The sequence below is a fragment of the Janthinobacterium sp. FT14W genome, assembly GCF_009208755.1.
GTDB classification, from domain to species: domain Bacteria; phylum Pseudomonadota; class Gammaproteobacteria; order Burkholderiales; family Burkholderiaceae_D; genus Janthinobacterium; species Janthinobacterium violaceinigrum.
On sequence record NZ_WFLL01000037.1, the window covers coordinates 1 to 26771 of the forward strand.

Consider the following 26771-nt stretch of genomic DNA (forward strand, 5'->3'; position numbering starts at 1 on the left):
CAGCCGCCATGCAGGCAGCCTTGCGCGCCGCGCATGCGCAGGTCGATTGCGTCAGTGCGGACGGCTGGCCCGCCCTGCTGGCGCAGCGCCTCGGCGCGCACGGCGTGCGCCGCCTGCTGCTCGATAGCGGCAGCGCCGAAGGGCTGGCCTTGCGCGCCGCCTTGCCGGCGGGCGTCGAGGCGCTGTCTTTCGAGCGTCCGCTGGCGCAGTGGAAGGGCGAATTGTTCGACACCGTCGACGCGGGTTTCACGGTGGCCCGTTCCGGCATCGCCGCCACGGGCACCCTGGTCATCGCGCCCGACGCGGCCGCGCCGCGCACGGTGTCCTTGGCGCCGCCCCTGCATGTCTGCCTCGCATATGCGAGCACCCTGCACGTGGACTTGCACGCGGCGGCGCGCGCCGAACGCTGGGCGGACGGCATGCCGGCCAACCTGGTGCTGGTGTCGGGTCCCTCGAAAACCTCCGATATCCAGCAAACCCTCGCGTATGGCGCGCACGGCCCCCGCTGGCTGTGGGTGCTGCTCGTCGATGACTTGCCAGCCCAGGAAGGAGACCAGCCATGAAGGCCAAGCCCATGCAATTCGTCAAGCCGGCGGACTTCCACGCGCGCGCCCGCGCCGCGCTGGACGACCCGAAGCTGCGCCAGAGCTTTCGCGGCGCCATGGATTTTTTGCAGGACAAGCGCAGCGCCCAGTTCCCGGACGGCGATGAACTGGAACGCCTGCGCGACATCGGCGAAGCCGTGCGCCAGCATGCGCTGGCGCGCCTGCCCGATCTGCTGGTGCAGCTGGAAGACAAGCTGACGGCGGCCGGCGTGCAGGTGCACTGGGCCGAGGATGGCGAGCAGGCCAACGCCATCATCCACGCCATCGCGCAGCGCAATGGGGCCTCGCGCTTCATCAAGGGCAAGTCGATGGCCAGCGAGGAAATCGAGCTCAATCACTACCTGGAAGCACGGGGCATGAGCTGCCTGGAATCGGACATGGGCGAATACATCGTGCAGCTGGCCGGCGAAAAGCCGTCGCACATCGTCATGCCGGCCATACACAAGACCAAGGCCGACATCGCCGGCCTGTTTGCCGAGCATATTCCCGATGCGCCGTACACGGAAGACGTCGACAGTCTGATCCAGGCGGGCCGGCGCGCCCTGCGCCAGGCCTTCGTCGAGGCGGACATCGGCCTGTCGGGCGTGAACTTCGCGGCGGCCGACACGGGCACCCTGTGGCTGGTGGAAAACGAGGGCAATGGCCGGCTGACGACGTCCGTGCCGGACGTGCACATCGCCATCATGGGCATGGAAAAAGTGGTGGCCAAGCTCGAACATATCGTCCCGCTGGCCAGTTTGCTCACGCGGTCGGCGACGGGGCAGGCCATCACCACGTATTTCAACCTGATTTCCGGTCCGCGCCGCGCCGGTGAAAAGGACGGGCCGCGCGAAGTGCACCTGGTGCTGCTCGATAACGGCCGCAGCCAGGCCTATGCGGACGAACAGCTGCGCGCCACCCTGCAATGCATACGCTGCGGCGCCTGCATGAACCACTGCCCCGTCTACACGCGCGTCGGCGGCCACGCCTACGGCACCACGTATCCGGGGCCGATCGGCAAGATCATTTCGCCCCATCTTCTGGGCCTCGATGCGACGGCCGACCTGGCGACGGCGTCGAGCCTGTGCGGCGCCTGCGGCGAGGTGTGCCCCGTGCGCATCCCGATCCCGCAGCTGCTGGTGCGCCTGCGCACGGAAGCGAACCGCAATCCGGCGGAGCAGGTGGCCCATCCGCTGCGCGGCCAGGGGACCAAGTTCAGCCGCGGCGAAAGCCTGGTCTGGCGCTTCTGGAGCGGCGCCTTTGCGCGCCCAATCAGTTATCGCCTGTTCCGCTGGGCCGCCACGCGGCTGCGCGCGCTCACGCCGGGCAAGCAGCTGGGCTGGACGCAGCACCGCACGCCGTTGACGCCGGCGCCGCGCAGCCTGGCCGACCTGCTCGATGCACGGGGGCAGGCGGAATAGCCAGGCCCCGCCACTTCGCAAAAAACACGCTACACACAACTACATCAAAAGCCGTTTTTTCACTCAACCCGCATCCACCGGAGGAGACCCGACATGCACACCTGGACCCAACTTTACACACCGCTCGGCAGCTTGTGGCTGTCGTCGCTGGCGGCAGCCATACCCATCATTTTCTTCTTCATCGCCCTGGCGGCATTGCGCATCAAGGGCCACGTGGCGGCCGCCGTCACCCTGGCGCTGGCGCTGGCCGTGGCGATTTTCGCGTACGGCATGCCGGTGCCGCAGGCGCTGGCGGCGGCCGGCTATGGTTTTGCCTATGGTTTGTGGCCCATCGCATGGATCATCGTCACGGCCGTCTTCCTGTACAAGATCGTCGTCAAAACGGGGCAGATCGACATCATCCGCGCTTCCGTGCTGTCGGTCACGGACGACCAGCGCCTGCAGGTGCTGCTGATCGGCTTTGCCTTCGGCGCCTTCCTGGAAGGGGCGGCCGGCTTCGGCGCGCCCGTGGCCATCACCTCGGCCTTGCTGGTGGGCCTGGGCTTCAACCCGCTGTATGCGGCGGGCCTGTGCCTGATCGCCAATACGGCGCCCGTGGCGTTTGGCGCCATGGGCATCCCCATCATCGTGGCGGGGCAGGTGACGGGCATCGATCCGTTCCTGATCGGCGCCATGGCGGGCCGCCAGTTGCCGCTGCTGTCGCTGCTGGTGCCGTTCTGGCTGGTCTTCATGATGGATGGCGTGCGCGGCGTGCGCGAAGTGTGGCCGGCCGCGCTGGTGACGGGCTTCAGCTTTGCCGTCACCCAGTACTTCACTTCCAACCATATCGGTCCTGAACTGCCGGACATCACGTCGGCCCTCGTCAGCCTGGTGTCGCTGACCTTGTTCCTGAAAGTGTGGCAGCCGAAGAATGCGAAAGTGGCCCACGCCGTCGGCGGCGGCACGGCCGCATTGTCCGGCTTTGGCGGCGGCCATGCGGGCGTGCGCGGCGGCGGCAACCGCGCCGCTTCGCCGTACACGATGGCGCAGACCATGCGCGCCTGGGCGCCGTTCGGCCTGCTGACGGCCATCGTCACCGTGTGGAGCCTGCCCGGCTTCAAGGCCCTGTTTGCGGCCGGCGGCGCCTTGTCCGGCCTCGTCATCAAGATCCATGTGCCTTACCTGGACCAGCTGGTGATCAAGACAGTGCCCATCGTGGCGGCGCCGAAGGCGTACGAGGCCGTGTTCAAATTGGACCTGCTGTCGGCCGTGGGCACGGCGATTTTGCTGACCGCCGTGCTGGCCATGCTGATGCTGCGCATGCAGCCGCGCGATGGCTGGAAGGCGTTCGTGGAAACCCTGGTGGAATTGCGCCGTCCCGTGCTGTCGATCGGCCTGGTGCTGGCGTTTGCCTTCGTTGCCAATTACTCGGGCATGTCGTCCACCCTGGCCCTGCTGCTGGCCGGCAGCGGCGCCGCCTTCCCGTTCTTCTCGCCGTTCCTGGGCTGGCTGGGCGTCTTCCTGACGGGTTCCGACACGTCCTCGAACGCCTTGTTCTGCTCCTTGCAAAACACCACGGCGCACCAGATCGGCGTATCCGACACCCTGCTGGTGGCGGCCAACACGACGGGCGGCGTGACGGCGAAGATGATCTCGCCCCAGTCGATCGCCGTCGCCTGTGCGGCGACTGGCCTGGTGGGCAAGGAATCGGACCTGTTCCGCTTCACCCTGAAGCACAGCCTGTTGTTTGCCGTCATCATCGGCATCATCACGATGCTGCAGGCCTACGTGTTCACGGGCATGATCCCGCACTAAGCCCTTGCGTAGAAGTACGTAGTAAAACTAGATGAAATGATAGTGAAACGTGCAAAGGGTCATGAAAATGACCTGATGCACTGCAGCAAAATGATACTGCTCGGTGCAATGCCAGGGTGCGCCTGTTGCCGCATACCCATCCCGTGCTCAAGCGCGAGGCGAGCAGGATGGGGCTGGCGATGGTCTTGCTGGTGCTGCTACTGCTTGCTGGTACTGCTACCGCCTGCTCCCGCTTCAGGGCATTAACGGCTCAGGCCGCTCATCCAGCTTGGCTGCGGATTGGCGCGGGCCAGTTCGCGCATGCGGTATTCCAGGTCGTAGCGGTCGGTCGATTCGGCCAGATAGGCTTCTTCATAGGCGCGTTCGCGGCGGTCGCTGCTTTGGTTCAGCCAGGCGCCGACACGCTTGGCGGCGTGGACCAGGGTGGCGACGATGTTGTTGTTTTGCGTGGTGTGATAGCTAAATGCGGTAGACATGGAAGACTCCTTGTGTGGTGTGCCGCGTTGTGCTGCACTGCAATATAAGTATAGCGATTCCAAGTTATAAGGCTACTTTTGATTTCAAATGTCAGCTATTCAGTTTTGAAATAACAGGCTGGAAAGCTGCGCAATTCGGGGCTTTAAGGCATAATGCCGGCGCAGTATGGTAGTTTTACTACAATACTGTTTTGTCCTGGATGTTGTTTTCAGACGCAGTCCGCAGACGTGCCGCGCCCGCAAGACATCGTTCTGACGAGAAACGGTCGGCCGTGTGCCCGCCGCGCGCAAAATGTGCCATGCCTGCCCCGTATCGCTGATGGCAGTCATGGCCCACGCTGATATCTGCGTGCGTCCTGCGCGCCTGCTGCAGCCCGGGTGGAATCGCTTCCACGCCTGGCAAGATCAACTTGGAATTGAAAAATGGAGAAGGTATGGAATACGTAAAGCAAGGCCAGGGCGTACCGTCCGCACGGGCCGGCACGCAAAACAATACAGGCGCCCTGATCATTGTCACGGTACTGTTTTTCATGTGGGGGTTGCTGACCTCGCTCAATGATGTGCTGATTCCCCATCTGCGCTCGATCTATACCTTGACCTATGTCCAGGCGATGCTGGTGCAGTTCTGCTTCTTTGGCGCCTACGCCATCGTTTCGCTGCCGGCCGGCATGCTGATCAAGAAAATCGGCTACCAGCGCGGCGTCGTCGCGGGCCTGCTGATCGCCGCCGCCGGCTGCGCCATGTTCTACCCGGCGTCCACGGGCAGCTACGCGCTGTTCCTGCTGTCCTTTTTCATCCTGGCGGCCGGCATCACCGTGCTGCAAGTGGCGGCCAATCCGTATGTGACGGAACTGGGCGACCCGCAGACGGCGTCGAGCCGATTGACCCTGACGCAAGCGTTCAATGCGCTGGGCACCACCGTGGCGCCTGCGCTGGGCGGCATGCTGATCCTGTCGGGCACGGTCCTGACGGTGCAGCAGTTCGACCTGCTGCCGGCGGCCGAGCAACTGGCCTACCGCGCCAAGGAAGCGGCCGCCGTACAAGGGCCGTACCTGGTGCTGGCAGCGACCCTGGTGATTCTGGCCGTGCTGTTCGCGCTGGCAAAATTGCCGAAGATTTCGCATGCGGACGATGCGGCCGCCCTGGCGCAGGATGGCAACAAGGTCTCGATCTGGTCGCACCGCCACCTGGTGCTGGGCGCGCTGGCCATCTTCCTGTATGTGGGCGGTGAAGTGAGCATCGGCAGCTTCCTGATCAACTTCCTGGGCGAGAGCCATATCGCTGGCCTCAGCCATGCCGACGCCGCCTATTTCGTCAGCTATTACTGGGGCGGCGCCATGCTGGGCCGCTTTGTCGGCTTTGCCGTGATGCGCTACGTCAGCCCGGGCAAGACCCTGGCCTTCAACGCCGCCGTCGTCATCGCGCTGATCCTCGTCGCCGTGTTCTCCAGCGGCCACACGGCCATGTGGGCATTGATCGCCGTGGGCCTGTTCAACTCCATCATGTTCCCGACCATCTTCAGCATGGCGCTGAACAAGCTGGGTGCGCAAACGGGGCAAGGTTCCGGCATCCTGTGCATGGCCATCGTCGGCGGCGCCATCGTGCCGTTCATCCAGGGCTTCCTGGCCGACCACATCAACCTGCAACTTTCCTTCCTCGTGCCGGCCCTGTGCTACACCTTCATTCTGTACTTCGGCTGGAAGTACGCCAGCATGTACAAGGACGACGTCGCCAAATAAGCGCGGCGCCGTGCGGTAAATAAAAAGGGTGGCCGCGGCCACCCTTTTTTGGGTCAGTGGGTGAACTGCGTGCCCAGCACGTCCTGGCAGACCTCGAGCCAGGCGCGCGCCGCGTGCGACAGATAGCGCCCGCTCCAGATGTGCGCCACCTGCCACGCCACTTCCGGTTCGACGATGCGCACCGCGTCCAGCGGTTCGCCGGCCAGGCGCCGGATGAACGGCTCGGGCAGCAGGGCCACGCCCAGGCCCGCCGACGCCATCGCCACCAGCCAGTCCCACTGGCCGCTCTGCGCCGCGATCATCGGCGTGAAGCCCGCTTGCGCGAAACGCTGGCGCAGGCTGCGCGTCAGGGCGAAATCATCTTTCAGCAGCACCAGCGGCAAGTCGGCCAGCGCCTTGAACGGAAGTGTCGTGCGTTCTTTTTGGAACGTGCCCGGTTCGGCCAGGGCCCAGATCGGGTAGCTGGCCACTTGCACGGCCACGAGGTCGAGTTCCGGATCGGCCGGCAGCACCGTCATGCCGATTTCCAGCTCGCCGGCCGCCACCTTGCGCTCGATCTGCTGGCCCGTGTCTTCCTGCAGGGTCAGGCTGATGTTCGGGTGGCGCGCGCGGAAGGCCTTCAACACGGGTGTAAACAAGACATTGATCATGGGCGGGATGCCCACCGTCAGGCTGCCGCGCTGCAAGGCCTGGGTGTCGCGCACTTCCAGGGTCAGCTGGCGCATATTGGCCAGCATTTCCTGGCCGTGCTGGTAGACGATGCGGCCCGTGTCCGTCAGGGTCAGCTTGCGCCCGTCGCGCACCAGCAGCTGCGCGCCCACCTCGTCTTCCAGCTGGCGCACCATCTTGCTGATGGTGGACTGGGTCAGGTGCAGCGATTCGGCCGCCTGCGTAAAGCTCGACAGGCGCACGGTTTCCACGAAATAGCGCAGGGAACGGATATCCAAGAGGGTGCTCGGCGTTGGCGTGGCATGAAAATATCGACTGGGTTTGGCGAAATTAATTCATGCCATGCATGTAAGCAGGATTTTATACTGAAACCACTTATGGGGCTGGTGTATGACGGCCATCCAGTTTGAGAATATTAAGAAGATCAGGAGCATCACGATGTACGAGGACCGTATCCGCCACCCAGGCTTGCTCAGCAAAATCATGAGCGCCGATGAGGCAGCCAAATTATTCCACAACGGCATGCGTGTCGGCATGAGCGGCTTTACCCGTGCCGGCGACGCCAAGGCCCTGCCGCGCGCACTGGCCGAGCGCGCCCTGCAAGATCCCCTGAGTTTGACCCTGATCACGGGCGCCTCGCTGGGCAATGGCAGCGACGGCCTGATGGCCGAGGCGGGCGTGCTGGCGCGCCGCATGCCGTTCCAGGTCGACCCCGTCTTGCGCGGCAAGATCAACAATGGCGACGTCATGTTCATCGACCAGCATCTGTCGGAAACGGCCGAGCAGCTGCGTTCGGGCAACCTGGCCGCCGTCGACATCGCCGTCATCGAAGCGACGGCCATCACGGCCGCGGGCGCCATCATCCCGACCATGTCGGTGGGTAACTCCGCCGCGTTCGCCCAGCAGGCCACGCAAGTGATCATCGAAATCAATCTGTCCACGCCGCTGGCGCTGGAAGGCTTGCACGACATTTATATCCCGCAAACCCTGCCGGGACGCGAGCCGATCCCCCTCACGCGCGTCGACCAGCGCCTGGGCAGCACGGCCATTGCCATCGACCCGGCCCGCATCGCCGCCATCGTCATCACGGACAGCCCCGACAGCCCGTCGAACGCCTTGCCGCCCGACGCGGAAACGCAGGCGATTGCCGGCCATGTGATCGCCTTCCTGCAGGGCGAAGTGGCGGCCGGGCGCATGGGGCCGGAATTGCTGCCGCTGCAGGCTGGCATCGGCACCATCGCCAACGCCGTGCTGCATGGCCTGATCGGCTCGCCTTTCAGCAACATGAGCATGTATTCGGAAGTGCTGCAGGACAGCGCCATCGAGCTGCTCGATTCGGGCCAGCTGGCGTTCGCGTCGGCCTCGTCGATCACCCTGTCGGCCGCCGTGCACCAGAAGCTGATGGAGAATATCGACCATTACCGTTCGAAGATCGTGCTGCGCCCGCAAGAGATCAGCAACCATCCGGAAATCGTGCGCCGCCTGGGCATCATCGCGTTGAACACGGCGCTCGAGTTCGACATCTATGGCAACGTCAATTCCACGCACGTGTGCGGCACGCACATGATGAATGGCATCGGCGGCTCGGGCGACTTTGCGCGCAATGGGCAAGTGTCGATGTTCGTATCGAAATCGGCGGCCAAGGGCGGGCGCATTTCCAGCGTCGTGCCGATGGTCTCGCATGTGGACCATACGGAGCATGACGTCGACGTGCTGGTGACGGAGTGGGGCTATGCGGACTTGCGCGGCCTGGCGCCGCGCGAACGGGCGCCGCTGATCATCGAGCGCTGCACGCATCCCGACTACCGCGCGCAGCTGCGTGCCTATTACGACGCGGCATGCCAGCGCGGCGGCCACACGCCGCATATCCTGCAAGAGGCGCTGTCGTGGCACACGCGCTACCAGGAAACGCAGAGCATGCTGGCAGCACAGTAAGCGCGCGTTCGCGCAAAGAGAGGCAGGACGGGCAGGGCGGTGCATCTCCGCGCCTGCCTTTTTTATTGCTTAGTACATATGCAGCGCCTTGGCGCCCAGCCCCAGCAGGGCAAACGTGGTGGTGGCCTGTATACCCATGAACCACAGGAAATGGGTGTGCATGTGCTTGCGGATGTCGCCCAGTTCCGTGCGCAGGGCGTGGCAGTCGCCGCGCAGGTCGCCGCGAAACTGCGTCAGGTCGGCGCGCAGCAGCTGCGATTCGCCGCGCAGTTCCGTGCGTACATTGTCGAGGCCGTCGCCCAGGCGCTGTTCCAGGGTCTTGAACCATTGCCGGTCGTGTTCCCGGTCCGTTTCCAGTTTTGTCAGCCGCGCTTCCATACGGACAGCATTGTGCGCGCTTTGCTGTTTGTCAAGCCGGTCCGTGGCATAGGCTTCGTTCATCTCACGCTCCTTCGCGCCAGCCGTGCTGCACCAGCGCAGGCGGCCTCACTCCACTGTCCGCTTTTGGCGCCGGCGCGGTTTGCGCCGGATCAAACGTCAGGCAGCTGGGGCAAAGCGCAGGCGGATGCCTGCCGTGACGACAGCCAGCAGGTCGTCGATATGCGCATTCATTTCCGGGTGCGGCGTCCATGGGTCGTCCGCATCCATGACGATGCGCAGCGACACGAGGCCGTGCAGCGATTGCCAGAAGATCTGCGTCATCGTGTGCAGCGTCGGCTCGTCCTGGCGTACCTGGCCTGCCTGCGCCAGTTCCTTGAACAGGTGCAAGGCATACGCGTATGGATCTTGCTCGATATTGCCGTGCTCCACCAGGGCCGCGTCGATTTCCGCATGGGGACGCAGTTCCATGAAGATCAGCGAATATTCGTCGGGATGCTGGAAGCCGTACTCGATGTAGGCGCGGCCGACCAGGGCGATGCGTTCCCACGCATCGTCGCTGGTGGCGCAGGCAGTGCGCATGGCGCGCACCAGTTCCAGCAAGTCCTTGTCCATGGCCTGGGCGATCAGGGTGGCCTTGTCGCGGAACAGGGCGTACACGACCGTGGTGGAAAATCCGGCCGCTTCGGCCACCTTGCGGATGGAGACGGCGCGCGCGCCACCCTTCTTGATGAGATCCTTGACGACGTCGATGATGTGCTCGCGCCGCGCCTGAGCTTCGCGTAATTTTCTTTCCTGTATGTTAGTTAACTTCTTGTCCACGACTCTTTCCTGGCGACTCTATGAAAGCAAGAATTATAGGGCGGCGACGGGCCGCCAATGTGTCTGGCATTGTTACAATTCAGTTTTTTGTCCGGTCGATGCGACAGCTGGCCGATTTTTCGTGTTTTTGTCCGGGGCTTTTCCATCGATGCCCCGGATTGGTGCATAAATTGCCGGGCCAGGCTTTGCGAACGGGGCCAAAGGGCGGAAAATAGCGGGATAGCTTACACTGCGTTTTTTAGCGCAACGGCGGCGGCCCACGAGGCAGCGCCGGAACACTTACATTGGACGGGATCATTACATGACCATTAAAATCAGCCAGAACTTCGACTCGGGTGCCATCGACGTGGTGAGCGCCACCAGTGCCGGCGCCATCGACCTGAACTTGCGCAAGGACAGCCACGCCGACATCCACCAGTGGTTCCACTTCCGCCTGCAGGGCGCGCGCGGCCAGGCGTGCACGATGCGCTTCCTGAACGCGGGCCAGGCCACCTATCCGGCCGGCTATGAAGACTACCAGGCCGTGGCCAGCTACGACAGCGAAAACTGGTTCCGCGTGCCCACCTCGTTCGATGGCCAGGTCATGACGATTTCGCATACGCCGGAACTCGACAGCGTGTACTACGCCTATTTCGAGCCGTATTCGTGGGAACGCCACTTGCGCCTGCTCGGTGAAGTGGCCGAGCATCCGCTGGCGCGCGTGTCCGACCTGGGCAGCACGGTCGACGGCCGCGACATGAACATGGTCACCATCGGCAACCCGCAGGCGGAAAAGAAGATCTGGGTCATCGCGCGCCAGCATCCGGGCGAATCGATGGCCGAGTGGTTCGTCGAAGGCCTCATCGACTCGCTGCTGGACGACGCCAACCCGATCGCGCGCAAGTTGCTGCAGCGCGCCGTGTTCCACATCGTGCCGAACATGAATCCGGACGGCTCCATCCGCGGCAACCTGCGCACGAATGCGGCCGGCGCCAACCTGAACCGCGAATGGATGACGCCTACACTGGAAAACAGCCCGGAAGTGCTGTGCGTGAAAAACAAGATCCACGAAACGGGCGTCGACATGTTCTTCGACATCCACGGCGATGAAGCGCTGCCGTACAACTTTGTGGCCGGCAACGAAATGCTGGAAAACTTCACGCCAGAGCAAGCGGCGCACCAGAAGGCCTTCATCGAGCGCTACAAGCAGGCCAGCCCCGACTTTCAGGACAAGTTTGGCTACGCAGCCAGCAAGTACAAGTCCGACATGCTGACCCTGGCGTCGAAATACATCGGCCACCACTTCGGCTGCCTGGCGCTGACCCTGGAAATGCCGTTCAAGGAAAATGCGGACTTGCCGGATCCGGCCGTCGGCTGGAACGGCGCGCGCAGCGCGGCCCTGGGTGCGGCCATGCTGCAGCCTATCCTGCTGTCGCTGGACTGATCGGCGTTGTTCATGGGTATCGAGATCGAGCGTAAATTCCTGTTGCAAGGCGACGCCTGGCGCGGCCTGGGGCAGGCGGTGCTGCTGCGCCAGGGCTATCTGTCGTCGGCGCGCGAGCGCGTGGTGCGCGTGCGCATCGAAGGCGGGCAGGCGATGCTGACCATCAAGGGTGCGAACGTGGGCGCGACGCGGGGCGAGTGGGAGTATCCGATCCCGCTGGCCGACGCCACCGAACTGCTCGACGGCCTGTGCGAACAGCCGCTGATCGAAAAATACCGCCACCGCATCGAACACGCGGGCATGGTGTGGGAAGTCGACGAGTTCCTGGGCGCCAATGCCGGCCTGGTAGTGGCCGAGATCGAGCTGGCCTCGGAAGACCAGCCGTTCGGGAAGCCCGACTGGGTCGGCGCGGAAGTGTCGGGCGATGCGCGCTACTACAATGCGAATCTGATCCGCCACCCGTTTTCACAGTGGTGACGAGGCGTCAAAAAGCATGTTGAAATGAAAAAGGCGGAACTGGAGTTCCGCCTTTTTTGTCTTTGAACGTCTTGTCGTCAACGTATCGACACCTCTTCAAACCGTAGCGGGCAAGCCCGATATTGGGTTGAGTAACGCAGCGGTACTAGCAGCGTAGGTCGGATTAGCGCGCAGCGCGTAATCCGACGACAGCGTTACCGCGTCAATGGAAATGCTCGGTGCCTTGCGGCGTATCTTCCGGCATTTCCGCATGCGCCAGCTCGCCCACGGGGTCGGCAAACAGGGGGGCGCCGCAATCGTCGCAGTATTCACCGACAAAACGTTCCGCGTGGCGCTTGATCTGCGTCACGCCGGCGGCGTTCAGGTGCTCGATGATTTCACCGACGGGCGTCTTCTGCTTGTCCAGCGCGGCGATGCCCACCTGGATCAGGCCTTCGATCGGCGTGCCATCCTCGTCTTCCTGGCCGTACAAAGGCCAGACGATGCCGTAGATGACATCCGGCGCCTGGCGCAGGGTGAAGGCGATGCGGTACTCGTCCACCTGGCCGTCGGCCGCTTCCTCGCCGAAGCCGGCGATGACGGCGCGCAGTTCCGACGGCTCGATGGCCAGGGTGTGCGTCAGGTAGTGCACGGCGGCGCGCACGGAGACGGGGCGTATCAGCTTGTCCGCCTCGCGGCAGGCCACGTAGTACGCTTCCGGCAGCAGCAGTTCCAGGCCGCAGCCGGGCAGCAGGCGGGCAATCGTCGGCGTCGCCTGCGCGCGCCATTGTTCCAGGGCAGCGCTGCGCTCGGCGATGAAGTCGAGCTGGCTGGCCGGCGTCTGCCAGCGGAACAGGGGCGCGCCGGCGGGCGCCACCACGGCCACCAGCAGGTAGCGCGTGTCGGCCAGGAAGGGGGCCGTTTCCGCCTCCTTGCTTGAAGGCTTGACGGCCGTGCCCTTCAGTGCGGCCTGTGCCAGCTTCTGCGTCTTGGCGTAGGTTTCGACATGGCTGCGCGGCAACTGGTCGATCGAGTACAGGGTCGGCGCCATGGCCATCTTCGTGCCGTCGGCCAGCAGGTGGGCGGCAAAGTGCGCGGACAATACGCCGTGCGCGTCGCCGGCCATGGCGCCGGAGGCGATGGAAAAGCGCGTCCACGCGAGGATGGGGACGGCCACCAGCAGGGCGTCGTAGCGCACGTCGTCGTGCACCATGACGGTCGATTCGCTGACGGCTTCAACGCAGTCCATCAGCACGTCGTAGGCGTTCAAGTCTTCCTTGAACAGGCTGCCCAGGGTGTTGTCGATGGTGTCCTGGTGGCCGGTTTTGAGTAATTTCTGGAGCTGCGTATCCAGGCTGTGTTCCCAGGACCGCTCTTCGAGACGGCTGGCTGCCTGTACGATCGCCTGGGCAAAGGTGACCAGGCGCTGGCTGTCGGCAGTCAGTTTATGGGATGAATCTTTGGAAGGACGACGCATAGCGGGATAAGAGTCTCGGAAAGTGAAAAAAATGGATCAGTCAAACAATGATAAACCCTTATAACCGTATTGTAGAGGATTCGGCCGCACGCAATACGTAAGCTGTCCCTAGATCATGCCGATAGCCGAAATTTCAAGGAGAAGCAGGGTGCAGGGACGAAAAAAAGCGCCGGTCGGAACCGGCGCTTTTATCTTACCTCACGGCTGGGCTGATTACTCGGCCAGCAGTTGACGCAACACGAATGGCAGGATGCCGCCATGCTTGTAGTAATCGACTTCGATCGGCGTATCGATGCGCAGCAGCACTTTCACGTCGACGCTGGTGCCGTCGGCGCGGTGGATGACCAGGGTGGCCAGTTGCTGTGGCTTGATTTCGCCTTCGAGGCCTTTCAGGTCGAAGGTTTCATTGCCGGTGATGCCCAGCGTTTGCACGCTGTCGTCGCCGATGAATTGCAGCGGCAGCACGCCCATGCCCACCAGGTTCGAGCGGTGGATGCGTTCGAACGAACGGGTGATCACGGCTTTCACGCCCAGCAGCTGGGTGCCCTTGGCTGCCCAGTCGCGCGACGAGCCCGTACCGTACTCTTCGCCGCCGAAGACCATGGTTGGCGTGCCTTCAGCAACATATTTCATCGCTGCGTCGTAGATCGACATTTCTTCGCCGGAAGGCTGGTGAATCGTGATGCCGCCTTCGACTGCCGAACCGTCTGCCTTGGCAGGGATCATGCGGTTTTTGATACGCACGTTGGCGAACGTGCCGCGCATCATGATTTCATGGTTGCCGCGACGCGAGCCGTAGGAGTTGAAGTCCGCTTTCAGGACGCCGTTTTCTTTCAGCCATTTGCCTGCAGGACCGTTTTCCTGGATCGAGCCGGCTGGCGAGATGTGGTCGGTGGTGATGGAATCGCCGAACACGCCCAGGGCGCGCGCGCCTTCGATGCCGGTGGCGACCGCTGCTGGCGTCATCGAGAAGTTGTCGAAGAACGGAGGTTCCGCGATGTAGGTCGATTTCGGCCAGTTGTAGACTTGACCGGAGACGGTGGTGACTTTCTCCCACAGCTTGCCTGGCGCGCCCTTGACGTCCGCGTAGTTGTCCTTGAACACCTTGGCGTTCATGGCGAACTTCATCATGGCCGAGACTTCAGCCGAGGTCGGCCAGATGTCGCCCAGGTAGATGTCCTTGCCGCCCTTGCCCTTGCCGACTGGTTCCGTCATCAGGTCGCGCGTCATGTTGCCGGCGATGGCGTAAGCGACGACCAGCGGTGGCGAGGCCAGGAAGTTCGAGCGGATGTTCGGGTGAATGCGCGCTTCGAAGTTGCGGTTGCCCGACAGCACGGCCGATGCGACGATGTCGTTGGCGGCGATGGCGGCGTTCATTTCAGGCGTCAGGTCGCCCGCATTGCCGATACAGGTGGTGCAGCCGTAGGCGGTCACGCCGAAGCCCAGTTTTTCCAGGTACGGCAGCAGGCCGGCAGCCGTCAGGTACTCGGTGACGACGCGCGAGCCGGGAGCCAGCGAGGTCTTGATGTGCGGAGCGACTTTCAGGCCGGCTTCCACGGCTTTCTTGGCCAGCAGGCCGGCAGCCAGCATCACGCTCGGGTTCGAGGTGTTGGTGCACGAGGTGATCGCGGCGATCAGCACGTCGCCGTTCGACACTTTCACGCCGTTCGTCGTTTCGTACACGGCAGCCAGGTCGGCCGGGTTCTTGTTGAAGCCGTTTTCCGTCGTCGGCTTGGCGAACAGTTCGGCGAAGTTGGCTTTCACGTTGCCGATTTCGATACGGTCTTGCGGGCGTTTCGGGCCGGCCAGCGACGGAGCGACGGACGCCAGGTCCAGTTCCACCACGCGGGTGTAGTCGATGTCGCCGGCTTTTGGCACGCCGAACAGGTTTTGCGCCTTGAAGTAGCCTTCGAACGCGGCGATTTCAGCCTTGCTGCGGCCCGTGCCCTTGAAGTAGTCGATGGTGGCTTCGTCGACCGGGAAGAAGCCCATGGTCGCGCCGTATTCCGGTGCCATGTTGGCGATCGTCGCGCGGTCGGTCAGGGTCAGCGATTCCGTGCCTTCGCCGAAGAATTCGACGAACTTGCCGACGACTTTCTCTTTGCGCAGCAATTCGGTGATGGTCAGGACCAGATCGGTGGCGGTGCAGCCTTCGCGCAGCGCGCCCGACAGGTTCACGCCGATGACGTCAGGCGTCAGGAAGTAGACCGGCTGGCCCAGCATGCCCGCTTCCGCCTCGATGCCGCCCACGCCCCAGCCGACCACGCCGATGCCGTTGATCATGGTGGTGTGCGAGTCGGTGCCGACCAGGGTGTCAGGGTAGTACACGTCGCCGGCTTTCTTGCCTGCGTGGTGCACGCCGCGCGCCAGGTATTCCAGGTTGACCTGGTGGACGATGCCGAAGCCTGGCGGCACGACGCCGAAGGTGTCGAATGCCTGCATGCCCCATTTCATGAACTGGTAGCGCTCGTTGTTACGCGAGAATTCCAGTTTCATGTTCAGGTCCAGGGCTTTCTTTTCGCGGTAGTGATCGATGGTGACCGAGTGGTCGACCACCAGGTCGACCGGCACCAGCGGTTCGATTTTCTTCGCGTTGATGCCCATCTTGGCGGCCACGTTGCGCATCGCTGCCAGGTCGGCCAGCAGCGGTACGCCGGTGAAGTCCTGCAGCACGACGCGCGCCACCACGAACGGGATCTCGTCGGTGCGCTCGGCGGTCGGGCCCCAGCTCGCCAATTGCTTGACGTGTTCTTCGGTGACTTTTTTGCCGTCGCAGTTGCGCAATACCGATTCGAGCACGATGCGAATCGACACTGGCAGGCGGGAGACATTGATGCCCAGGCTTTTTTCCAGCGCAGGCAGGGAGTACAGCTTGCCCTTCTTGCTATCCGAAATATTAAAGTCCTTGAGCGTGTTCAGAGTGTTGCGGGACATGACCTCTCCTTGTTGGGTATCGTCTATTTATTGATTATTCAAATTACAAAACATGACTGAGCCCCCGAAGAGGCCCTTGCTGCTCACATCAGCCGCCGGTCGCCGGCAGCACGCCCAGCGATGGCGCGGCTTCCACCACTGCCGCAGGCTTGGCTTGCTCCGCATCCTTGCATTCGTTGGCCAGCTGGCGGCCTTGCTTGGAATCGAGCAGCATGCCTTTGGCCGGGATGCCGATCCAGACCAGGCCGTACAAGCGGTTCTCGAAGCGGTTGGCGCCGGTGGTGGTGCCCACGCGGCTCAGGCGGTGCAGGCGCTTCTTCCAGCGCAGGGCGATGTGTTTGTCGTCAGTCGCATTGGTGTAGATGGTAATTTTGTTACCAAGTTCACAATTGAAATCGGTGGAGGCGGAGCCTGCCGTATCCGGTTCATCGGACTCTTCCTTGTCGACCACCGACATGGCCAGCGGATGCGCTTCCTTGGCGGTCGCCTTGGCCTTGGTGGTCTTGGCTTTCGGCTTGGCCTTGGCCGTCTTGACCGCCTTGGCGTTTGCCGCTTCCTTGGTGTCCGTGGCGGCGAAGCTGGCTGGCGCCAGCGTGAGGGTCATGGCGCCCAGCGCGACGCTGCAGGCAATTGCTAATTTGGAGATGGACATCGTGTAATTCCTGTCAGTTTTCAGTGGTGCTGGTAGGCAGCGCGTTCAATAATGCAGCGGCCGCCTCGGGCAGGCCCAGGCCTGCCAGTTTGGCGCGTTGCAAAACGGTCCAATAATATCGGTAGCTGGCGCGGTCGTGCAAGCGGCCATTTTGCGCAATCGGTCCCCAGTTGGCGCGCAGCGCTTCATTGAGGATGTTGCTGGCCTCGTTGACTTCGGACAGGCGCGGCGTGAAGGCCTTGATGATGGGCTTGATCTGGTCCGGATGGATGCTCCACATGCGCGTGTAGCCGAACTCGGCCGTCGCGCGCTGGGCATCGTTTGCCACCACGGCCGAATCGCGCACGTCCGTCGTCACGTTATGCGACGGCACCTTGCCGTGCGCGTGGCAGGCGGCGGCCACTTCCAGCTTGGCGCGCACCACCAGCGGGTGCGTGAACTGGCCCGGCGTGCGCATGGCGGCGGCGGGAATGGCGCCGTAATGGGCCGAAACGAAATCCATGATGCCGAAGGACAGGCATTCGACCTGGGGCAGGGCGGCGATGGCGTAGGCGTCACGCAGCGCGCCATGCGTCTCGATCAGGATGTGCACGGGCAGGTTGTCGCGGCCGGCGCGGCGCGCGTGCAGGTTGATCAGGTCGATGGCCAGCATGGCGTCCTGCACGCCGCCCACCTTCGGCACGGCGATATAGGCCAGGCGGCTGGCGGCGCCGCAGATGATTTCCACGTCGCGCGCGAAAAACGCGCTGTCGACGTCGTGCACGCGCACGCCGATGCGGTTGAACTGGTTCTCCTCGCTGGCCAGCAGGCCGGCGATCATGTGGGCGTGGGTTTCTTCATTGCCGGCGCTGGCGCCGTCTTCGCAGTCGAACGTGATGTCGAACAGGGGGCCAAGCTCTTGTTGCAAAGCAATCGATTTACGCATCAGCTTTTCGGAGCCGGCGTAGTGGTCGCAAGCGGCGAGCAACAGCGGCTGGCGTTTGCCTTGGAATAAAACCTCGGAAGGGTGCATGCTTAAGGCATTTCTGCAGGTAAAAACTACTTGATAAACAGTCGGGCCGCACAGGCCGCGCCGCGCCATGCGCGGGACGGCCTGCGTAGCGGGCGGCACGTCCGTGCCGCGCCGCCGGGACTGGACTTAGGCCAGCAGGTGTTTCACGCCTTCGCGCTCTTCGGTCAGTTCCTTCAGGGTCAGGTTGATGCGCTCTTGCGAGAATGCATCGATTTCCAGACCTTGAACGATGGTGTACTCACCGTTGTCGGTGGTGACCGGGAAGCCGAACACGGTGCCTTCAGGAATGCCATACGAGCCATCCGAAGGAACGCCCATGGTGGTCCATTTGCCGGCGGTGCCCAGCATCCAGTCATGGATGTGGTCGATGGCGGCGTTCGCTGCCGACGCTGCCGACGACAGGCCGCGCGCTTCGATGATGGCCGCGCCGCGCTTGCCGACGGTCGGCAGGAAGGTGTTGGCGTTCCATTCCTGGTCGTTGATCAGGTCCTTGACAGCCTTGCCGTTCACGGTGGCGAAGCGGTAGTCGGCGTACATGGTTGGCGAGTGGTTGCCCCAGACGGTCAGCTTCTCGATGTCTTTCACGGCGGTGCCGGTCTTGGCAGCGACTTGCGACAGCGCGCGGTTGTGGTCCAGGCGCAGCATGGCGGTGAAGTTTTTCGCCGGCAGCGATGGTGCCGATTTCATGGCGATGTAGGCGTTGGTGTTGGCAGGGTTGCCGACCACCAGTACCTTGACATTGCGCGAAGCGACGGCGTCGAGCGCCTTGCCTTGTACCGTGAAGATCTGTGCGTTCGCTTCCAGCAGGTCCTTGCGTTCCATGCCTGGGCCGCGTGGACGCGCGCCCACCAGGACGGCCACGTCGACATCCTTGAATGCGGTCAGCGGATCGGAGTGGGCGGTCATTTCCGTCAGCAGCGGGAATGCGCAGTCGTCGATTTCCATCATCACGCCCTTGAGCGCCTTCTGGGCTTTTTCGTCCGGGATTTCAAGCAGTTGCAAGATGACAGGCTGGTCTTTGCCGAGCATGTCGCCATTGGCGATGCGGAACAACAGGGCGTAGCCGATCTGGCCGGCGGCGCCGGTCACTGCAACACGCATTGGGGTTTTAGCCATGATGAATCTCCAAAAATGGGAAAGAAAACGGGCTTGAAGCTGGGCTTACGCTTATCCGGAAAAACTATAATGATACCAAAACCGGCCCGCGCCACCGAATTGCTGGTGTACGCTGCCGTCACGCCTGTGCTGCACGAGACCAGAGTGGCTGGCCGACAACATAAAACGCTGGCTCACAAGTTTTATCGAGGGCAGTTTAGGCCTCCGATCTCTATCTGTCAATCATATCTTATGTCTTATATAAGACAGATAACTACGTGTGTTTTACTGGACGCGGGCAGTGATTTGTGTTGAAATGTCGGACTATGAATTCCGCCTCGTCCAATCTGACCAACAATGCCACTGCTGCAAGCGGGGCGGTCAGTCCGACCGCGGGCACCCCGGCCACGCCCGTCGCCGCAGCGGCCAATGCCCCTGCCGCCGTGGTGGCCGGCACCAATACCACTGCGGCGGCGCTGCCCGTCGCTAGCGCGTCGCCCACCTTCAGTCCCCTGTACCAGCAGATCAAGGCGCTCATTACGCAGAGCCTGCAATCGGGCGAATGGAAGCCGGGCGAGCTGATCCCCAGCGAAGTCGAGCTGGCCGGCCGTTTCAAGGTCAGCCAGGGCACGGTGCGCAAGGCCATCGATGAACTGGCCGCCGAGAATCTCGTCATGCGCCGCCAGGGCAAGGGCACCTTCGTTTCCACCCACCATGAGGCGCGCGCGCACTTCCGCTTCCTGCGCCTGGTGCCGGACGAAGGCGTGCCGCATTATCCGGAAAGCAAGTTTATCGAAGTCAAGCGCGTGCGCGCGCCGGCCGACGTGGCGCGCCTGATGGACCTGAAATCGGGCGACGCCGTCATCTTCATCAAGCGCGTGCAGTATTTCGACGGCGTGCCCACCATCGTCGAGGAGCTGTGGCTGCCCGGCCTGATCTTCAAGGGCCTCACGGCCGAGCGTCTGGTGGAATACAAGGGGCCCATGTATGGCCTGTTTGAAACGGAATTTGGCACGCGCATGATCCGCGCGTCCGAGCAGATCCGCGCCGTGTGCGCCGATGCGGGCGCCGCGCAGCTCCTGAATATCGACCTCGGCACGCCCTTGCTCAGTTCCGAGCGCGTGTCGTTTACCTACGGCGACAAGCCGGTCGAACTGCGCCGGGGCCTGTACCTGACCAGTCGTCATCATTATCAGAATGAACTCAGTTGAAGCGGCGGGGCGCCTGCGGGCGCCCGAACAAGCAGCAAAACTGAAGTGCATCGCTTGCAAGATGCCTGCCGCAAGGCGGGCAACGGAGACAACAGAAAGCGCAGCGACAGCATGGCCAGCCCCGGCGGGCCGTGCTTTGCCGGCGATTCTGTAATTAAATTACGTGAACTACGGAAAGTAGCGCGGTATTTTGTAGTAAAAAACCATTTTGGTTATATGTAACAATAGATATTGGTATGGGTTGCGAAAATCGGCGAAAATCGCGGCTTCAATATTTAGTTGAAATTCAAAGGGGAGGTTTTTGTTATGTCTGAAGCCGTAAGAGAAGTACCAAAAAAAGAACGGCCGCAATTCCGTAACATTCATGTTACCGAATTGTCGAACTACCGCATGGCTGTCGGCGCCATCGTCTCGATCCTGCATCGCATCAGCGGTTTCATCATTTTCGCCTTGCTGCCGTGCATCCTGTACATGCTGGAACTGAGCCTGCGTTCCGAGATGTCCTACGCCTACTTCCAGGGCATCGCCTCGCACTGGTTCGTCAAGCTGATCACCCTGGGTCTGGTCTGGGCCTTCCTGCACCACTTCTGCGCCGGTATCCGTCACCTGTTCATGGATGTGCACGTTGCCATCGAAAAAGATTCGGCACGCAAGACAGCGTCGTCCGTGCTGGTCGTGAGCCTGGTGTTGACGGCCCTGGTTGCTTTGAAACTGTTTGGAGTATTTTAAACATGGCAGACAATAATATCGGACCGAAACGCCTCGTCGTCGGTGCCCATTACGGCTTGCGCGACTGGCTGGCGCAACGCGTCACCGCCATCGTCATGGTGGCCTATGTGGCCATCCTGCTTATTTCTTTCTTGACTGGCAGCAACTTCAGCTATGAAGGCTGGGCCGGTCTGTTCGCACAGCAGTGGTTTAAATTGTTCAGCCTGGTGACCTTCGTCGCCCTGTTCTACCACGCATGGGTCGGCGTACGCGACATCTGGATGGACTACGTGAAAAGCGCTGGCCTCCGTCTGACCCTGCAAATTGCCACCATGCTGTGGTTGATCGCTTGTGCCGGCTGGACGGTACAGATACTCTGGAGTGTGTAATCGTGGCAGCATATAAATCTGCAATCCCTACCCGCCGCTTTGACGCGGTGATCGTTGGCGCCGGCGGTTCCGGCATGCGCGCGTCGTTGCAACTGGCTGAAGCCGGCTTGAACGTCGCCGTCCTCTCGAAAGTTTTCCCGACCCGCTCGCACACCGTTGCGGCGCAGGGCGGTATCGGCGCGTCGCTCGGCAACATGGCCGAAGACAACTGGTTCTGGCACATGTTCGACACCGTCAAGGGCGGCGACTATCTGGGCGACCAGGATGCCATCGAATTCATGTGCCGCGAAGCACCGAAAGTCGTGTACGAACTGGAACACTTCGGCATGCCATTCGACCGCAACCCTGACGGCACCATCTATCAGCGTCCATTCGGCGGCCACACGGCCCACTTCGGCGAAAAGCCGGTGCAGCGCGCCTGCGCGGCAGCCGACCGTACCGGTCACGCCCTGTTGCACACCCTGTACCAGCGCAACGTGCGCGCCCGTACGCACTTCTTCGTCGAATGGATGGCACTCGACCTGATCCGTGACGCCGACGGCGACGTGATCGGCGTTGTGGCGCTGGAAATGGAAACGGGCGAATGCATGATCCTGGAAGCAAAGACGACGGTCATGGCAACGGGCGGCGCAGGCCGTATCTTCGCCGCGTCGACGAATGCGTTCATCAATACCGGCGACGGCATGGGCATGGCGGCACGCGCCGGCCTGCCGCTGCAGGACATGGAATTCTGGCAGTTCCACCCGACCGGCGTGGCCGGCGCGGGCGTATTGATCACCGAAGGCGTGCGCGGCGAAGGCGGCATCCTGATCAATAGCGAAGGCGAACGCTTCATGGAGCGCTATGCGCCGACCCTGAAGGATCTGGCGCCGCGCGACTTCGTGTCGCGTTCGATGGACCAGGAAATCAAGGAAGGCCGCGGCTGCGGTCCGAACAAGGACCACGTGATGCTGGACCTGCGCCATATCGGCGCCGACACCATCGCCAAGCGCCTGCCGTCGATCCTGGAAATCGGCCACAAGTTCGCCAACGTCGACGCCACCAAGGAACCGATTCCTGTCGTGCCGACGATTCACTACCAGATGGGCGGTATCCCGACGAACATCCACGGCCAGGTCGTCACCCCGACCGGTCCGGACAATTCGGCGAAAGTCGTCAACGGCCTGTACGCGATCGGCGAATGCGCCTGCGTCTCGGTGCACGGCGCCAACCGCCTGGGCACGAACTCGCTGCTGGACCTGGTGGTCTTCGGCCGCGCGGCCGGCAACCACATCGTGGGCAGCGGCCTGAAAGCCAAGGAAAACAAGCCTTTGCCAGCCGATGCGGCCGATTTCGCCATGGCCCGCTTGCAGCGCCTGGAAAACTCGACCGGCACGGAAACCGTGCAGGGCGTGGCAAACGACATCCGCGCAACGATGCAGAAGTACTGTGGCGTGTTCCGTACCGACGAGATGCTGAACAAGGGCGTCGAAGAAATCATGAAGCTCGACGAGCGCCGCAAGCACGTCTCCTTCAAGGATAAATCGATGGTCTTCAACACGGCCCGCGTGGAAGCGCTGGAGCTGGACAACCTGATCGAAACGGCGAAAGCGACCATCGTTTCGGCAGCAGCCCGCAAGGAATCGCGCGGCGCCCACGCCCAGGACGACCATCCGCAACGTGACGACGACAACTGGATGAAGCACACTCTGTGGTATTCGGAAGGCAACCGACTGGAATACAAGCCAGTCGTGACCAAGCCGCTGACGGTTGATACCTTCAAACCGAAACCACGTACTTTCTAAGGCTATACCATGGCACGCACTCTCAAATTCAAAATCTACCGCTACGATCCTGACCAGGATGCCAAGCCGTACATGCAAGACCTGACGGTCGAACTGAAAGACACCGACAAGATGCTGCTCGACGCGCTGCAGCGCATCAAGGCGGACGTCGATGACTCGCTGGCCCTGCGCCGCTCGTGCCGCGAAGGCGTGTGCGGTTCGGACGCGATGAACATCAACGGCAAGAACGGCCTGGCATGCACGACCAACCTGAACGAGCTGTCGGAGCCTATCGTGCTGCGTCCGTTGCCAGGTTTGCCGGTCATCCGCGACCTGATCGTCGACATGACGCAATTCTTCAAGCAGTACGATTCGATCAAGCCTTTCCTGATCAACGATTCGATCCCGCCTGAAAAAGAGCGCCTGCAGTCGCCGGAACAGCGCGAAGAACTCGATGGCCTGTACGAGTGCATCCTGTGCGCATGCTGCTCCACGTCGTGCCCGTCGTTCTGGTGGAATCCGGACAAGTTCGTCGGCCCGGCCGGCCTGCTGCAAGCCTACCGCTTCATCGCCGATTCGCGCGACGAAGCCACGGGCGCGCGTCTGGACAACCTGGAAGACCCGTACCGCCTGTTCCGCTGCCATTCGATCATGAACTGCGTCGACGTCTGCCCGAAAGGCCTGAACCCGAACAAGGCGATTGGCAAGATCAAGGAATTGATGGTCCGCCGCGCGATCTGATTCTCCTGACCGCGTCCGCCGGGCGCCGTTTGCGGTAAGAGGGTATCCTCTCTTGCCTGCAGGCGGCGCCTGCAAAGCAGCACCGTGCCGCAAGGCACACGTAAAGTGGTAAACCAAATGACAGAATCAATTTTGTCCTCGCATCAGGCCGACCCGGCCAACCGCGCCCGCCTGCGCTGGCGTTCACGCCGTGGCCTGCTGGAAAACGACATTATCCTGACCCGTTTTCTCGATGCGTATGAAACCGAATTGACCGATGAAGAAGTCGACGCGCTGACGCGTTTGCTGGATTTATCGGACAATGCGTTAATGGATCTGGTACTGGCCCGTAAAGAGCCGGAAGGCGAAGTCGATCTGCCGCATGTGCGCGCACTGCTGCAACGACTGCGCATTGCCTAGACGCCTGGGCGATATATTGCAAACGGTGCGAGTGGCGCGCTGTAGCACTGCCGAATTGCGGTGCGAATTGCAGCCAGAATTTTTGATTTTAATTTCGACTCACTCCCGAGAAGGAAGAGCCCATGAATATCTCTGACACAAAAGCTACCCTGTCGTTCTCCGATGGCAGCCCATCGCTTGAATTTCCAATCTACAAAGGCACGGTTGGCCCGGACGTCATCGACATCCGCAAACTGTACGCCGGTAGCGGCAAGTTCACCTACGACCCAGGCTTTATGTCGACGGCCGCCTGCAACTCGTCGATCACCTACATCGACGGCGACAAGGGCGAGCTGCTGTACCGCGGTTACCCGATCGAACAGTTGGCCGTCAACGCCGACTTCATGGAATCGTGCTACCTGCTGCTGAACGGCGAATTGCCGAACGCAGCGCAAAAAGCCAAGTTCGTCGATACCGTCACCAAGCACACGATGGTGCACGAGCAGATGCAATTCTTCTTCCGTGGCTTCCGCCGCGACGCGCATCCGATGTCGGTCCTGGTGGGCACCGTCGGCGCGCTGGCATCGTTCTACCATGACTCGCTGGACATCAACGACCCGCGTCACCGCGAAGTGTCGGCCATCCGCCTGATCGCCAAGATGCCTACCCTGGTCGCCATGACCTACAAGTACTCGGTCGGCCAGCCGTTCGTGTACCCGCGCAACGACCTGTCGTACAGCGCCAACTTCATGCACATGATGTTTGCCAATCCGTGCGAAGAGTACAAGGTCAACGACGTGCTGGTGCGCGCCCTGGACCGCATCCTGATCCTGCACGCAGACCACGAGCAAAACGCTTCGACCTCGACCGTCCGTCTGGCCGGTTCGTCGGGCGCCAACCCGTTCGCCTGTATCGCTGCCGGTATCGCCTGCCTGTGGGGCCCTGCCCACGGCGGCGCCAACGAAGCGGCACTGAACATGCTGAAGGAAATCGGCACCGTCGAGAACATCCCTGCCTTCATCGAGCAAGTCAAGGACAAGAACTCCGGCGTCAAGCTGATGGGCTTTGGCCACCGCGTGTACAAGAACTTCGATCCGCGCGCCAAGCTGATGCGTGAAACCTGCTACGAAGTGCTGCAAGAACTGGGTCTGCAGGACGACCCGCTGTTCAAGCTGGCGATGGAACTGGAAAAGATTGCACTGAACGACGAATACTTCGTGTCGCGCAAACTGTACCCGAACGTCGACTTCTACTCGGGCATCGTGCAATCGGCGCTGGGCATCCCTGTGTCGCTGTTCACCGGTATCTTCGCCATGGCCCGCACCATCGGCTGGATCGCCCAGTGGAACGAAATGATCGCCGATCCGGAACAGAAAATCGGCCGTCCACGCCAGCTGTTCGTCGGTTCGACGACCCGCGAAGTACTGCCACTGGACAAGCGCGCTTAAGTCAAGCCGCCGCATCCTTGCCGGGCCTTGCGGCCCGGTGCGCAAAAGCGAGCCTTCGGGCTCGCTTTTTTTATGCCCGCCCTGTCGGGCGTTGCAACGGCAGGCTGCCAGGCTGTTATGCTCGGGCCCTGGATCAACAGGAAGCACAACGCAATGAACGAAGACATATGCGCCCCCAGCGGCGTGGCCCTGGGCGACACGGGCTTTGGCTACACCTTGTCGCTGATCGGCGGCAAATACAAGATGCTGATCCTGTACGCGCTGGCGGGAAACACCGTGCTGCGGCATAACGAACTCAAGCGCCATCTCGGCGGCATCGCCTTCAAGACCCTCAGCGTCGTCCTGAAGGAACTGGAAGCCGACGCGCTGATCGTCCGCAAGGAATATCCGCAAGTGCCGCCCAAGGTTGAATATTTCCTCTCAAGCAAGGGCGCATCGCTGATTCCCGTGCTCAATACCCTGTGCGAATGGGGCGAGCAGCACCAGCCAGGCTGATCCGCATGGGCAGGCGCATGCCACTGAAGGGCTTTCTGCGCTCGCGTAGCTTACTTTTCTTACTGTATGAGTGGTAAATGTGCATACTTGTGAAAAGTACCCGCCATGGCTATGCTGTTTCTGCCCCTGAAGGCGCGACCGCGCGCCTGGGGGCAGGGGGCCGGCTTGCCTGCGAATGCGGGCCCGGCGCACCCATTCCATACTCAGGAAAGCAGCCTCATGAAAACCCTCGTTATCGTCTTCCATCCCTCCATCGCCACCTCGGTGGCCAACAAGCGCTGGCTGCAGGAGCTGGCGCAGTATCCCGAGCGCTACACCATCCACCATGTGCACGAGGCTTATCCGGACGGACACATCGATGTGGCGCGCGAGCAGGCGCTGGTGGAAGCGCACGCCAATGTGGTCTTGCAATTCCCCGTGTACTGGTTCAACTGTCCGCCCCTGCTGAAGCGGTGGCTCGATGACGTGCTGGCGTATGGCTGGGCCTACGGCACGGGCGGCGACGCCTTCAAGGGCCGCAAGGTGGCGCTGGCCGTCACGGCAGGCATCCGCCAGGCAGACTTCACGCCGGAAGGCAAGTGGAACGTCAGCCTGGCGCAGCTGCTGGCGCCGTTCGATGTGACCCTGGCGTACATCGGCGCCGACAACCGCCGCTTCTTTGCCTTCTATGGCGCGGAAGACGGGCCGAAGGAGGCGGGCTATGCCGAACGGCTGGCGCGCAGCGCGCAGGAATACGAGCGTTTCCTGGCCGCCTTGTAAGGTGGGCTTCGG

Annotated in this window: 25 protein-coding genes; 16 read left to right on the forward strand and 9 right to left on the reverse strand. The window is 62.2% G+C overall.

Annotation, left to right across the window (positions count from 1 at the left end; genetic code table 11):
* From GCN74_RS21265 to GCN74_RS21275, 3 genes are all read left to right on the forward strand, one after another.
* The coding region (locus tag GCN74_RS21265; RefSeq protein WP_152258521.1) for a LutC/YkgG family protein at positions 1-563 on the forward strand (563 nt) is incomplete at its 5' end.
* Positions 560-2005 (forward strand): LutB/LldF family L-lactate oxidation iron-sulfur protein, encoded by a 1446-nt coding sequence (locus GCN74_RS21270; RefSeq protein WP_152258522.1) that lies wholly within the window; start codon positions 560-562, stop codon positions 2003-2005. The genes GCN74_RS21265 and GCN74_RS21270, both read left to right, overlap by 4 nt.
* Before the next feature lie 93 nt (positions 2006-2098).
* Positions 2099-3799, forward strand: coding sequence for a lactate permease LctP family transporter (locus tag GCN74_RS21275; RefSeq protein ID WP_152258523.1), 1701 nt, complete (start codon positions 2099-2101; stop codon positions 3797-3799).
* Between the two features lie 242 nt (positions 3800-4041).
* Here GCN74_RS21275 and GCN74_RS21280 read toward each other — a convergent pair whose 3' ends face one another.
* Entirely contained in the window at positions 4042-4275 is a 234-nt protein-coding gene (locus tag GCN74_RS21280; protein WP_152258524.1) for a DUF3563 family protein, read from the reverse strand.
* A 434-nt stretch (positions 4276-4709) separates the two neighbouring features.
* On the opposite strand from GCN74_RS21280, the gene fucP reads away from it, so the two are divergent.
* A complete protein-coding gene (gene fucP, locus GCN74_RS21285) occupies positions 4710-6014 on the forward strand; it encodes an L-fucose:H+ symporter permease (protein ID WP_152258525.1) in 1305 nt (434 codons plus the stop codon).
* A 53-nt stretch (positions 6015-6067) separates the two neighbouring features.
* Here fucP and GCN74_RS21290 read toward each other — a convergent pair whose 3' ends face one another.
* Positions 6068-6961, reverse strand: coding sequence for a LysR substrate-binding domain-containing protein (locus GCN74_RS21290; RefSeq protein WP_152258526.1), 894 nt, complete (start codon positions 6959-6961; stop codon positions 6068-6070).
* Positions 6962-7121: 160 nt separating this feature from the next.
* Here GCN74_RS21290 and GCN74_RS21295 point away from each other — a divergent pair, with 160 nt between their 5' ends.
* Positions 7122-8618 (forward strand): succinate CoA transferase, encoded by a 1497-nt coding sequence (locus GCN74_RS21295; protein WP_152258527.1) that lies wholly within the window; start codon positions 7122-7124, stop codon positions 8616-8618.
* Positions 8619-8687: 69 nt separating this feature from the next.
* Here GCN74_RS21295 and GCN74_RS21300 read toward each other — a convergent pair whose 3' ends face one another.
* Both GCN74_RS21300 and GCN74_RS21305 read right to left on the reverse strand, forming a co-directional pair.
* Entirely contained in the window at positions 8688-9059 is a 372-nt protein-coding gene (locus GCN74_RS21300) for a hypothetical protein (RefSeq protein WP_152258528.1), read from the reverse strand.
* Positions 9060-9155: 96 nt separating this feature from the next.
* On the reverse strand, positions 9156-9818 hold the full coding sequence (locus GCN74_RS21305; RefSeq protein WP_152258529.1) for a TetR/AcrR family transcriptional regulator: 663 nt from the start codon (positions 9816-9818) through the stop codon (positions 9156-9158).
* 301 nt (positions 9819-10119) lie between these two features.
* Here GCN74_RS21305 and GCN74_RS21310 point away from each other — a divergent pair, with 301 nt between their 5' ends.
* A complete protein-coding gene (locus GCN74_RS21310) occupies positions 10120-11241 on the forward strand; it encodes a M14-type cytosolic carboxypeptidase (RefSeq protein WP_152258530.1) in 1122 nt (373 codons plus the stop codon).
* A gap of 12 nt (positions 11242-11253) precedes the next feature.
* Entirely contained in the window at positions 11254-11718 is a 465-nt protein-coding gene (locus tag GCN74_RS21315) for a CYTH domain-containing protein (RefSeq protein WP_152258531.1), read from the forward strand.
* Between the two features lie 202 nt (positions 11719-11920).
* Here the strand turns inward: GCN74_RS21315 and GCN74_RS21320 are convergent, their stop codons facing one another.
* From GCN74_RS21320 to GCN74_RS21340, 5 genes are all read right to left on the reverse strand, one after another.
* The gene (locus tag GCN74_RS21320) at positions 11921-13174 is read right to left on the reverse strand and encodes a DUF2863 family protein (RefSeq protein WP_152258532.1); all 1254 of its coding nucleotides are present in this window, start codon (positions 13172-13174) and stop codon (positions 11921-11923) included.
* 213 nt (positions 13175-13387) lie between these two features.
* Positions 13388-16108: an aconitate hydratase AcnA gene (gene acnA / locus GCN74_RS21325; RefSeq protein ID WP_152258533.1), complete on the reverse strand. Its 2721-nt coding sequence runs from the start codon at positions 16106-16108 to the stop codon at positions 13388-13390.
* Positions 16109-16196: 88 nt separating this feature from the next.
* On the reverse strand, positions 16197-16760 hold the full coding sequence (locus tag GCN74_RS21330; RefSeq protein WP_152258534.1) for a hypothetical protein: 564 nt from the start codon (positions 16758-16760) through the stop codon (positions 16197-16199).
* A gap of 13 nt (positions 16761-16773) precedes the next feature.
* A complete protein-coding gene (locus GCN74_RS21335) occupies positions 16774-17772 on the reverse strand; it encodes an HpcH/HpaI aldolase/citrate lyase family protein (RefSeq protein ID WP_152258535.1) in 999 nt (332 codons plus the stop codon).
* 126 nt (positions 17773-17898) lie between these two features.
* The gene (locus tag GCN74_RS21340) at positions 17899-18888 is read right to left on the reverse strand and encodes a malate dehydrogenase (RefSeq protein WP_034789110.1); all 990 of its coding nucleotides are present in this window, start codon (positions 18886-18888) and stop codon (positions 17899-17901) included.
* Positions 18889-19193: 305 nt separating this feature from the next.
* Here GCN74_RS21340 and GCN74_RS21345 point away from each other — a divergent pair, with 305 nt between their 5' ends.
* From GCN74_RS21345 to GCN74_RS21385, 9 genes are all read left to right on the forward strand, one after another.
* Positions 19194-20078: a GntR family transcriptional regulator gene (locus GCN74_RS21345; protein ID WP_152258536.1), complete on the forward strand. Its 885-nt coding sequence runs from the start codon at positions 19194-19196 to the stop codon at positions 20076-20078.
* A 306-nt stretch (positions 20079-20384) separates the two neighbouring features.
* A complete protein-coding gene (gene sdhC / locus GCN74_RS21350) occupies positions 20385-20807 on the forward strand; it encodes a succinate dehydrogenase, cytochrome b556 subunit (RefSeq protein WP_034752080.1) in 423 nt (140 codons plus the stop codon).
* Between the two features lie 2 nt (positions 20808-20809).
* Entirely contained in the window at positions 20810-21175 is a 366-nt protein-coding gene (gene sdhD, locus GCN74_RS21355) for a succinate dehydrogenase, hydrophobic membrane anchor protein (protein WP_034752078.1), read from the forward strand.
* Positions 21176-21177: 2 nt separating this feature from the next.
* Positions 21178-22959: a succinate dehydrogenase flavoprotein subunit gene (gene sdhA, locus GCN74_RS21360; RefSeq protein WP_152258537.1), complete on the forward strand. Its 1782-nt coding sequence runs from the start codon at positions 21178-21180 to the stop codon at positions 22957-22959.
* 9 nt (positions 22960-22968) lie between these two features.
* Positions 22969-23679: a succinate dehydrogenase iron-sulfur subunit gene (locus tag GCN74_RS21365; protein ID WP_034752075.1), complete on the forward strand. Its 711-nt coding sequence runs from the start codon at positions 22969-22971 to the stop codon at positions 23677-23679.
* A gap of 117 nt (positions 23680-23796) precedes the next feature.
* A complete protein-coding gene (locus GCN74_RS21370) occupies positions 23797-24078 on the forward strand; it encodes a succinate dehydrogenase assembly factor 2 (RefSeq protein ID WP_034752073.1) in 282 nt (93 codons plus the stop codon).
* A gap of 122 nt (positions 24079-24200) precedes the next feature.
* The gene (gene gltA, locus GCN74_RS21375; protein WP_152258538.1) at positions 24201-25505 is read left to right on the forward strand and encodes a citrate synthase; all 1305 of its coding nucleotides are present in this window, start codon (positions 24201-24203) and stop codon (positions 25503-25505) included.
* Positions 25506-25658: 153 nt separating this feature from the next.
* Complete coding sequence (locus GCN74_RS21380) at positions 25659-26000, forward strand: winged helix-turn-helix transcriptional regulator (RefSeq protein WP_152258539.1); 342 nt, start codon at positions 25659-25661, stop codon at positions 25998-26000.
* 219 nt (positions 26001-26219) lie between these two features.
* Positions 26220-26759 carry an NAD(P)H-dependent oxidoreductase gene (locus GCN74_RS21385; protein WP_152258540.1) on the forward strand — a complete coding sequence of 180 codons (540 nt, stop codon included), beginning with the start codon at positions 26220-26222 and terminating at the stop codon, positions 26757-26759.
* Positions 26760-26771: the final 12 nt, after the last annotated feature.

What these genes read in the sequence shown, in the direction of transcription:
- GCN74_RS21270 (WP_152258522.1), top strand. Translation starts at nt 560, where the DNA reads ATGAAGGCCAAGCCCATGCAATTCGTCAAGCCGGCGGACTTCCACGCG.
- GCN74_RS21275 (WP_152258523.1), top strand. Translation starts at nt 2,099, where the DNA reads ATGCACACCTGGACCCAACTTTACACACCGCTCGGCAGCTTGTGGCTG.
- GCN74_RS21280 (WP_152258524.1), bottom strand. Translation starts at nt 4,275, where the DNA reads ATGTCTACCGCATTTAGCTATCACACCACGCAAAACAACAACATCGTC.
- fucP (WP_152258525.1), top strand. Translation starts at nt 4,710, where the DNA reads ATGGAATACGTAAAGCAAGGCCAGGGCGTACCGTCCGCACGGGCCGGC.
- GCN74_RS21295 (WP_152258527.1), top strand. Translation starts at nt 7,122, where the DNA reads ATGTACGAGGACCGTATCCGCCACCCAGGCTTGCTCAGCAAAATCATG.
- GCN74_RS21300 (WP_152258528.1), bottom strand. Translation starts at nt 9,059, where the DNA reads ATGAACGAAGCCTATGCCACGGACCGGCTTGACAAACAGCAAAGCGCG.
- GCN74_RS21310 (WP_152258530.1), top strand. Translation starts at nt 10,120, where the DNA reads ATGACCATTAAAATCAGCCAGAACTTCGACTCGGGTGCCATCGACGTG.
- GCN74_RS21315 (WP_152258531.1), top strand. Translation starts at nt 11,254, where the DNA reads ATGGGTATCGAGATCGAGCGTAAATTCCTGTTGCAAGGCGACGCCTGG.
- GCN74_RS21320 (WP_152258532.1), bottom strand. Translation starts at nt 13,174, where the DNA reads ATGCGTCGTCCTTCCAAAGATTCATCCCATAAACTGACTGCCGACAGC.
- acnA (WP_152258533.1), bottom strand. Translation starts at nt 16,108, where the DNA reads ATGTCCCGCAACACTCTGAACACGCTCAAGGACTTTAATATTTCGGAT.
- GCN74_RS21330 (WP_152258534.1), bottom strand. Translation starts at nt 16,760, where the DNA reads ATGTCCATCTCCAAATTAGCAATTGCCTGCAGCGTCGCGCTGGGCGCC.
- GCN74_RS21335 (WP_152258535.1), bottom strand. Translation starts at nt 17,772, where the DNA reads ATGCACCCTTCCGAGGTTTTATTCCAAGGCAAACGCCAGCCGCTGTTG.
- GCN74_RS21340 (WP_034789110.1), bottom strand. Translation starts at nt 18,888, where the DNA reads ATGGCTAAAACCCCAATGCGTGTTGCAGTGACCGGCGCCGCCGGCCAG.
- GCN74_RS21345 (WP_152258536.1), top strand. Translation starts at nt 19,194, where the DNA reads ATGAATTCCGCCTCGTCCAATCTGACCAACAATGCCACTGCTGCAAGC.
- sdhC (WP_034752080.1), top strand. Translation starts at nt 20,385, where the DNA reads ATGTCTGAAGCCGTAAGAGAAGTACCAAAAAAAGAACGGCCGCAATTC.
- sdhD (WP_034752078.1), top strand. Translation starts at nt 20,810, where the DNA reads ATGGCAGACAATAATATCGGACCGAAACGCCTCGTCGTCGGTGCCCAT.
- GCN74_RS21365 (WP_034752075.1), top strand. Translation starts at nt 22,969, where the DNA reads ATGGCACGCACTCTCAAATTCAAAATCTACCGCTACGATCCTGACCAG.
- GCN74_RS21370 (WP_034752073.1), top strand. Translation starts at nt 23,797, where the DNA reads ATGACAGAATCAATTTTGTCCTCGCATCAGGCCGACCCGGCCAACCGC.
- gltA (WP_152258538.1), top strand. Translation starts at nt 24,201, where the DNA reads ATGAATATCTCTGACACAAAAGCTACCCTGTCGTTCTCCGATGGCAGC.
- GCN74_RS21380 (WP_152258539.1), top strand. Translation starts at nt 25,659, where the DNA reads ATGAACGAAGACATATGCGCCCCCAGCGGCGTGGCCCTGGGCGACACG.
- GCN74_RS21385 (WP_152258540.1), top strand. Translation starts at nt 26,220, where the DNA reads ATGAAAACCCTCGTTATCGTCTTCCATCCCTCCATCGCCACCTCGGTG.